We start from the raw sequence: 7500 nt of genomic DNA, 5'->3' as shown, positions 1-7500 counted from the left end.
TCGCCTGCCAGTGCCCGAAGGCCCGACAGGTCTTTTTCAAAGGAACCTCATCCACCGAAGTGGACGGGGTATCAACTTCTGGCGTTGATTTTTGGCACGCTGTTGAGTTCTCAAGGAACGGACGCTTCCTTTGTACTCACCCTCGCGGGCTTTCCTCCGGGCTTTCGTTCTGTTCTTGCGTTTCCGACTCTATCAGACTCTTTCGTGTCCGACTCCCTCGGCGCTTTCCAGGTTTTCGCTTTCGCGTTTCCCTTTCCGGCGGTTCCGACTCTATCAGAAGTTCTCCACCGGATTTCCCCGGCTTCGGATTCTGAAGAATCGAGTGCACCCCGCACGGAATTGCATTCCTCAGGGGGTGGGGCTGCCGAACTTGTCCAGTTCGAGGCAACCGTTTGACTCTACAACCCGGCCTGGGGGGTGTCAAAACGGCCCCGGCCACCCCTGGTCGGCACGCAGCTGGGACCCTCCAGGCCAGCCCGGGACAGCAACGCTTCGGCACCCAACGGAGCCCAACGGCGCGCTACGACAAGGGAAGCAGCTGGATCAGCTGGAAGGCGGTGTCGGCGTCGGGGTGGGCCAGGGCGGCCCTGACCTCGTACCGGCCGGCGGGTAGATCCACGCGTGTGTGGTTGTCGGGCTCCACGTCGGAGCCGGGCCAGGCGGAGTCGAAGAGCACGACCGGCCCGGGCACGTCCCACACCTGTCTGTCCTCCCACGCGGCAGCCTCCAGCGCCGCCCCCACGCTGCCCATCAGCTCCGCTTCCGATTCGGCCGCCACCCACCGCACGAAAACCCCGTACTCCGGCAGGAACGCAGTGGACGAGGGCTCGTCGCCCAGGACCAGCGCTTGCGACGGACCGACCGCGAGCAGGCCTGCGTAGCCGGAGACGGCGCAAGCCCGGCCGTAGTCGGATTCGGGGCCGTCACTGTCCGCGCCCTCCCACAGGGTCAGCACCTCGGCCGGCACCACCACCAGGGGGCCGCCGCCGGACTCCACCCAATCGACCAGCCCCGGGTCCGCATATCTCGCCATGCCCGGAGGTTAGGTGACCAGGGCGAGCGCGTCATGCGGGGAGGTGACCGCGGATCGGCGGAGCCGGAGACGAGGACCTTCGGCACGGATCCGCCCGGAGGGCGACGCCTCAGGAGTAGACGATGGGGCAGCGACGCCGGATCGAGTGCTGGGCAGCGCGCAGGAACACGGCGACGTAGAAGGCCGTGTCCAGGTCCGTGCTCCACAGCCCCGTTCGCGTAGCGGCCAGTTCCTTTGCCCGGCTCCTGAACCACTTGCTCAGGTCGAGGTTGTCGCACGTCGCCGGGATTTCGGGGGGCAGGTCGATCGCTGCCGCCAGCTTCTCCGCGAGCAGTAGCACCTGGGGAGCTCCGACGACCACGGTCCGCTCGCCATATCCGGAGTCGACGGGCAACGAGACCTCCTCGTCGAGCGAGACGGGAACGATCACCATCCAGCCGCAGAGGATCTCCAGCTCCTCCCGTGACAGATAGCTCTCGCACAGCGCGACGAACCCGGTCATGGAGGGAGCAGCCTTCTCCTCGAAGGCCTGGCCCGAGCCGGCTACGAAGGCGGTCGCAGGGGGCACGTCCTCGTAGGGCTGCAGGCCCCGCCGCCGCAGCTCAGCGTTGAGCCCCGAAGCAACCTCGGCCCATCCGCCTTCCTCCTCACCGAACCAATCCTCAGCCGCGACACTCACCAAGTAGATCCCCATGTACGGAAGTTACAGCGCGCATCTGACAACGACCGGCGGGCCGACCTCCGTTGTGGACGATCATGAGGCTGGTAGCGTCGCCGCATGATCGATCACGGGGTTGCTCTGCCCTCCTACCGCCTCCACGTCGTGCCCGCGGTAGTAGCTCTGGCGAGCCCCGCCTGGCAGCGGGACGTCTGGCTCGACCCGGACCAGCATGAGGATCTCGACCACATCGTGCACGCCCTCTTCGACGATTTCTGCAATGCGGACGATCCGCAGCCGTGGCTGGGACAAAGCCTTCGGACCGAGCAAGAGGTGGAGCTGATGGCGCGCCTCGGCACTGCCTACGGCGCGGTGCAGGACGCGGTCGGCCGCCGGCGCCCGGGACGAGGAATACCTGGCCGCGCCGGGGTGGGCGGCCGTGGTGACGGCAGCAGCCGGCTTGGCCCAGGTGCTGGTCGCGAATGATCACGTGGCGCTGAGCAAGCTGCACGAAGCCGGCTACCGATGGCCGCTCGACACAGAGCCGTCTTCGCCCGAACCCGAAGAGGGCGCGCGCTGATCCATGACGGCGGACATGCGCTGCGAGCATGGCCCGTCGCGTGATGACGGCCTGGCCGCCCCCGTCGGTGTCGGCAGGCCACGAGCCGCTGCTCGCACCACGCGATCCTCGTCGCTGGTCGGGGTGACTGGCGGCACGGCCCACCTCTCAGCTGCCGCTCAGCGGAGACGCCCACGTGGGGTCGTGTCGTGATCTCCTCGCAAGGTGGGCCAGCAGGTGCTCCGCCGCGATGGAGGCAGTGTCTTGCGGCGCGCCGACTGCGGTCAGGGCGGCGACAAGCCTCGCCGATGCTGTTTCCGGCAGGTCCGGGTCGGTGAGGAGGGGAAGCAGAAGCAGGAAGCGGGTGTCCGTGTCCTGGACGCCTTCGGCCGCAGGGGACGGGCTGTCAGCGAGCCGGATCAGTTCGTGCCATGTCAGCCCGGCGCCCGAGAAGTCGCCGTCCCAGCCGGCGATCTGCTCGGCGTAGCTTCTGCCCGGATGGGTGAGGAGGTAGTCGGTGCCGTAGTCGCCATCCAAGTTCCGGTAGATCACCACGGCTCCGGGGCCGTCTCCTGCCGGCACCCTGAACACCGGCCAGCGTTCAGGATCGAAGAGGGCCTCGGACATCACCTCGGCATCGGCGCCGTCCCCACCGAACCACTCCGGATCCGGGCGCTCGGCACACTCCCCGTCGCTGCACATCGCCAAGAGGTAGTTCGACCAGAAGCCCGGGCGGACCAGCAGTGACTCGCCCGGCACCAACGGGCCCAGGTCGTATCCCTTGATCAGCACCCCTCGATCCTGTCACCAGCCACTGACACGGCCCGATCCGGGACAGGCCGGGCGGCGGCTTGCTTGCCGGTAGCCTGCACGCGTGGGTGAGATCCGGGGCGAACGACAGCTGCCAGCGGACAGATTCGGACGGGACGCTGGTCGCGCTGGAACGCGATCTTCGTCGCGTGGAACCACCGCTACGAAGCAGGAACCGCCGGAATCGAGCGCCATCCCGGGCATGGAGGTATCGATCCCCGGTATGACGAGCTGACAGCGCTGCTCACCCCGCACCGCCAAGCACCGGCAGACGCGACGTTGCTGGCCGCCGAGTGGCGGTTCGACGGTGGGGACCTCTACCGGGCCGATGGTGTGGACTACTGGGTTCGATGGCACGAACGAGGATGACGCTGCCCTTGATCACTGCCGGTTGTGTGGACAACCAATGATCAAGCGCCAGCCTCAGCGGGCCTCATAAGCCGGTTCGCCGGCCGCTCCAGGCGAGTCGAGCCCCGACGCCAGGCCCGGCGGCTGATGCTCGGCCTCATGCCCTCTACTACCGCGCCACAACTGCTGAACCGATCGCCGAGTGAGCCGGGAACGCCACTCCGGACGGCATGCAGCACCTGCTGGGGCGAGCCGAACGGGATGCCGATGCCGTCCGCGACGATGTACGTGGCTACGTGGCGGACCACCTGCGCGACGACCAGGCGGTGCTGGGGGCCGGGGCCGGGCCGGCCACGGGTCCGCACCGATCGGGTGCGTGCCAACAAGGCGTACGCCTCGCGCAAGAACCGCTCCTACCTGCGCCGCCGCGGGATCCGGATCGCAGCTGTCAACGAACAGCTTTGATCGGAGGTGACCCTCCCGTCCTCGTTCACCAGTCCCGGCCGGCGGTCAGCTCCTCGGCGTCCGCGTCCGTAAACCCGTACGCCGACGCGACGAAACGAAACTCATCACAGATCCATTCGCGCGCAACCGTCTCGATCTCGCTCCCGGCCGCCCCGAACTCCGCTTCCAGCAAGTTGAACTCCTCCGTTGCAGCCTCGGTGAGCGAATACAAGGTCTCCAGATCCGACGGCTGCTCGGCCTCGATTCGCTCGCACAGCCGCAGCAGGATCGCTTTGCCGCTGTCGACCACATGATCAGGGAAGTACGAGTCGTCGTACATCTGCCGCAGGAACGCGTGCCCCGCTACCTGCTGGTTGGTGATCGACATGGCACTTCCCTATCTCCGTGAAGAGCTGACGTGCCGATCATGCACGGATCCACTGACAACGACGCCACCCATGCATGCCAGCCGGCTTGAGGTGGTGTCCGCAGCTGGAGGCATCGGGTTGGGGCCGTCTTACCGTTCGTTGGGGGTGTTCTCCACCGCCCACCTGCGGAAGAGGACGAGTACCTCGGTGAGGTTGCCTGGTCCGCATGCGGCGTCGAAGGTCATGTCGGAGGTCCGGGCCACTGTGCGGAGTACCAGGCCTGCAGCCACTCCAAAACGTTCTCGGCCCCGTTCATGGCACACGATGCTAGGCAGCCGCGAGTCCAGGGCCGGACCGCGGATGCGCACAACTTGCCCAGGGTGTCGCGATGGCCGCGCCAGTACGCCTACGAAGACTGACCGGTCAGGAGGGGCAGCGCCAGTTCGGTGCGCTACCGGCGCGCGCTGATGCTGCTGGCCTCCGCCGGCGGCAACCGCGTGCCGGTCATCGCCCAACTCGTGCAGGCGGACGAGGACACGGTGCGCGACGTCATCCACCGCTTCAACGAGATCGGCCTGGCCGCACTGGGCCCTCAGTGGGCAGGAGGCCGTCCCGGCGGGGTCGGTGGACTCCTTCCACGTCCTGGTGCGTTGGAAGGTGACGCTGCGTCGGCCGAGCAGGCAGCGCAGGGCCTCGCGGCCGATGCGGACGACGCGGCCGTCGAGAAGAGCTTCCGAGCCGGCAATGGCTTGCGGCCCTGGACGAGCACCAGGTCCATCGCTATGCCGGCTGGTCCGTCCCGATGGGATCACCCTGGCAAAGCTCGAGCACGCCTCCCTGCGGTCGTCCGAGCCGACGAACACTCCCGCCCGCACTACGCCCGAGGACCTCGTACCGCTCTGCAGCAACGCTCCTCGGGGTCCTGCCCGTTCGCGTAGAACTGCCCCTGAAACGCAGAAAAGCCCCGCACCATAAGGTGCGGGGCTTTCCCACAATGATTGTTCGGCGGCGTCCTACTCTCCCACAGGGTCCCCCCTGCAGTACCATCGGCGCTGAAAGGCTTAGCTTCCGGGTTCGGAATGTAACCGGGCGTTTCCCTAACGCTATGACCACCGAAACACTATGAAATTTGAACGCTGGCATTGACACAGCTGTTCGTTATTTCAGAACTAACACAGTGGACGCGAGCAACTGAGGACAAGCCCTCGGCCTATTAGTACCAGTCAGCTTCACCCGTTACCGGGCTTCCACATCTGGCCTATCAACCCAGTCGTCTACTGGGAGCCTTACCCTCTCAAGGAGGTGGGAATACTCATCTTGAAGCAGGCTTCCCGCTTAGATGCTTTCAGCGGTTATCCCTCCCGAACGTAGCCAACCAGCCGTGCCCTTGGCAGGACAACTGGCACACCAGAGGTTCGTCCGTCCCGGTCCTCTCGTACTAGGGACAGCCCTTCTCAATATTCCTACGCGCACAGCGGATAGGGACCGAACTGTCTCACGACGTTCTAAACCCAGCTCGCGTACCGCTTTAATGGGCGAACAGCCCAACCCTTGGGACCGACTCCAGCCCCAGGATGCGACGAGCCGACATCGAGGTGCCAAACCATCCCGTCGATATGGACTCTTGGGGAAGATCAGCCTGTTATCCCCGGGGTACCTTTTATCCGTTGAGCGACGGCGCTTCCACAAGCCACCGCCGGATCACTAGTCCCGACTTTCGTCCCTGCTCGACCCGTCGGTCTCACAGTCAAGCTCCCTTGTGCACTTACACTCAACACCTGATTGCCAACCAGGCTGAGGGAACCTTTGGGCGCCTCCGTTACCCTTTGGGAGGCAACCGCCCCAGTTAAACTACCCATCAGACACTGTCCCTGATCCGGATCACGGACCGAGGTTAGACATCCAGCACGACCAGAGTGGTATTTCAACGGCGACTCCACAACCACTGGCGTGGCTGCTTCAAAGTCTCCCACCTATCCTACACAAGCCGAACCGAACACCAATATCAAACTGTAGTAAAGGTCCCGGGGTCTTTCCGTCCTGCTGCGCGAAACGAGCATCTTTACTCGTAGTGCAATTTCACCGGGCCTATGGTTGAGACAGTCGAGAAGTCGTTACGCCATTCGTGCAGGTCGGAACTTACCCGACAAGGAATTTCGCTACCTTAGGATGGTTATAGTTACCACCGCCGTTTACTGGCGCTTAAGTTCTCAGCTTCGCAACCCCGAAAGGTCACTAACCGGTCCCCTTAACGTTCCAGCACCGGGCAGGCGTCAGTCCGTATACATCGCCTTACGGCTTCGCACGGACCTGTGTTTTTAGTAAACAGTCGCTTCTCGCTGGTCTCTGCGGCCACCCCCAGCTCACGGAGTAAATCCGATCACCAGTGATGGCCCCCCTTCTCCCGAAGTTACGGGGGCATTTTGCCGAGTTCCTTAACCATAGTTCACCCGAACGCCTCGGTATTCTCTACCTGACCACCTGAGTCGGTTTAGGGTACGGGCCGCCATGAAACTCGCTAGAGGCTTTTCTCGACAGCATAGGATCATCCACTTCACCACAATCGGCTCGGCATCAGGTCTCAGCCTTAATGAGGGACGGATTTGCCTACCCCTCGGCCTACACCCTTACCCCGGGACTACCACCGCCCGGGCTGGACTACCTTCCTGCGTCACCCCATCGCTTACCTACTACAAGTCTGGTTCGTCGGCTCCACCACTTTCCTTTCCCCGAAGGGTCCGGAACGGCTTCACGGACTTAGCATCGCCTGATTCGATATTGGGCGTTTCAAAGCGGGTACCGGAATATCAACCGGTTGTCCATCGACTACGCCTGTCGGCCTCGCCTTAGGTCCCGACTTACCCTGGGCAGATCAGCTTGACCCAGGAACCCTTAGTCAATCGGCGCACACGTTTCTCACGTGTGTATCGCTACTCATGCCTGCATTCTCACTCGTGAACCGTCCACAACTAGCTTCCGCTGCTGCTTCACCCGGCACACGACGCTCCCCTACCCATCACAGCGGGCGTTGGCCCTATTGCTGCAATGACACGACTTCGGCGGTACGCTTGAGCCCCGCTACATTGTCGGCGCGGAATCACTTGACCAGTGAGCTATTACGCACTCTTTCAAGGGTGGCTGCTTCTAAGCCAACCTCCTGGTTGTCTCTGCGACTCCACATCCTTTCCCACTTAGCGTACGCTTAGGGGCCTTAGTCGATGCTCTGGGCTGTTTCCCTCTCGACCATGGAGCTTATCCCCCACAGTCTCACTGCCGTGCT

The 7500-nt window shown here is 64.1% G+C and carries 6 protein-coding genes, 2 rRNA genes and 4 pseudogenes (1 of these 12 cut by a window edge); 4 read left to right on the top strand and 8 right to left on the bottom strand.

What is annotated here, in order from left to right; translation table 11 throughout:
• Window positions 1-520 precede the first annotated feature (520 nt).
• Together B6R96_RS19200 and B6R96_RS19195 are read right to left on the bottom strand one after the other, a co-directional pair.
• Window positions 521-1033 (bottom strand): Imm21 family immunity protein, encoded by a 513-nt coding sequence (locus tag B6R96_RS19200; RefSeq protein ID WP_081523044.1) that lies wholly within the window; start codon window positions 1031-1033, stop codon window positions 521-523.
• A gap of 109 nt (window positions 1034-1142) precedes the next feature.
• Window positions 1143-1727, bottom strand: a complete 585-nt coding sequence (locus B6R96_RS19195) for a hypothetical protein (RefSeq protein ID WP_081523043.1) — start codon at window positions 1725-1727, stop codon at window positions 1143-1145.
• An 84-nt stretch (window positions 1728-1811) separates the two neighbouring features.
• On the opposite strand from B6R96_RS19195, the gene B6R96_RS19190 reads away from it, so the two are divergent.
• A complete protein-coding gene (locus tag B6R96_RS19190) occupies window positions 1812-2177 on the top strand; it encodes an SCO4402 family protein (RefSeq protein WP_237291457.1) in 366 nt (121 codons plus the stop codon).
• Window positions 2178-2418: 241 nt separating this feature from the next.
• Here B6R96_RS19190 and B6R96_RS19185 read toward each other — a convergent pair whose 3' ends face one another.
• Window positions 2419-3042 (bottom strand): hypothetical protein, encoded by a 624-nt coding sequence (locus tag B6R96_RS19185; RefSeq protein WP_081523042.1) that lies wholly within the window; start codon window positions 3040-3042, stop codon window positions 2419-2421.
• Window positions 3043-3555: 513 nt separating this feature from the next.
• Between B6R96_RS19185 and B6R96_RS38185 the strand changes: the two are divergent.
• Window positions 3556-3740, top strand: a pseudogene (locus B6R96_RS38185) (IS701 family transposase); the annotation flags it as partial.
• A 13-nt stretch (window positions 3741-3753) separates the two neighbouring features.
• Window positions 3754-3846: pseudogene (locus B6R96_RS39000) on the top strand (IS5 family transposase); the annotation flags it as partial.
• A 52-nt stretch (window positions 3847-3898) separates the two neighbouring features.
• On the opposite strand, the gene B6R96_RS19175 reads toward B6R96_RS39000, so the two are convergent.
• On the bottom strand, window positions 3899-4240 hold the full coding sequence (locus B6R96_RS19175; RefSeq protein WP_081523040.1) for a DUF5713 family protein: 342 nt from the start codon (window positions 4238-4240) through the stop codon (window positions 3899-3901).
• Window positions 4241-4369: 129 nt separating this feature from the next.
• Window positions 4370-4510, bottom strand: coding sequence for a hypothetical protein (locus tag B6R96_RS37290; protein ID WP_159396343.1), 141 nt, complete (start codon window positions 4508-4510; stop codon window positions 4370-4372).
• A gap of 98 nt (window positions 4511-4608) precedes the next feature.
• On the opposite strand from B6R96_RS37290, the pseudogene B6R96_RS38800 reads away from it, so the two are divergent.
• Window positions 4609-4834 (top strand): annotated as a pseudogene (locus B6R96_RS38800) (helix-turn-helix domain-containing protein); the annotation flags it as partial.
• A 3-nt stretch (window positions 4835-4837) separates the two neighbouring features.
• Here the strand turns inward: B6R96_RS38800 and B6R96_RS38995 are convergent.
• The 3 genes and pseudogenes from B6R96_RS38995 to B6R96_RS19160 form a co-directional block, all read right to left on the bottom strand.
• Window positions 4838-4939: pseudogene (locus tag B6R96_RS38995) on the bottom strand (transposase); the annotation flags it as partial.
• Between the two features lie 281 nt (window positions 4940-5220).
• Window positions 5221-5337 (bottom strand): 5S ribosomal RNA (gene rrf, locus B6R96_RS19165).
• A 76-nt stretch (window positions 5338-5413) separates the two neighbouring features.
• Window positions 5414-7500 (bottom strand): 23S ribosomal RNA (locus tag B6R96_RS19160) (it continues 1037 nt past the right edge of the window).

The organism is Streptomyces sp. Sge12 (assembly GCF_002080455.1).
In the GTDB taxonomy this organism is placed as follows: Bacteria; Actinomycetota; Actinomycetes; order Streptomycetales; family Streptomycetaceae; genus Streptomyces.
Note: the sequence above shows the minus strand (reverse complement) of the source record. Positions and strands in the feature narration are given on the sequence as shown.

Coding starts and splice junctions, on each gene's coding strand:
- B6R96_RS19175 (WP_081523040.1), bottom strand. CDS start 4,240: ATGTCGATCACCAACCAGCAGGTAGCGGGGCACGCGTTCCTGCGGCAG.
- B6R96_RS19190 (WP_237291457.1), top strand. CDS start 1,812: ATGATCGATCACGGGGTTGCTCTGCCCTCCTACCGCCTCCACGTCGTG.
- B6R96_RS19200 (WP_081523044.1), bottom strand. CDS start 1,033: ATGGCGAGATATGCGGACCCGGGGCTGGTCGATTGGGTGGAGTCCGGC.
- B6R96_RS19195 (WP_081523043.1), bottom strand. CDS start 1,727: ATGGGGATCTACTTGGTGAGTGTCGCGGCTGAGGATTGGTTCGGTGAG.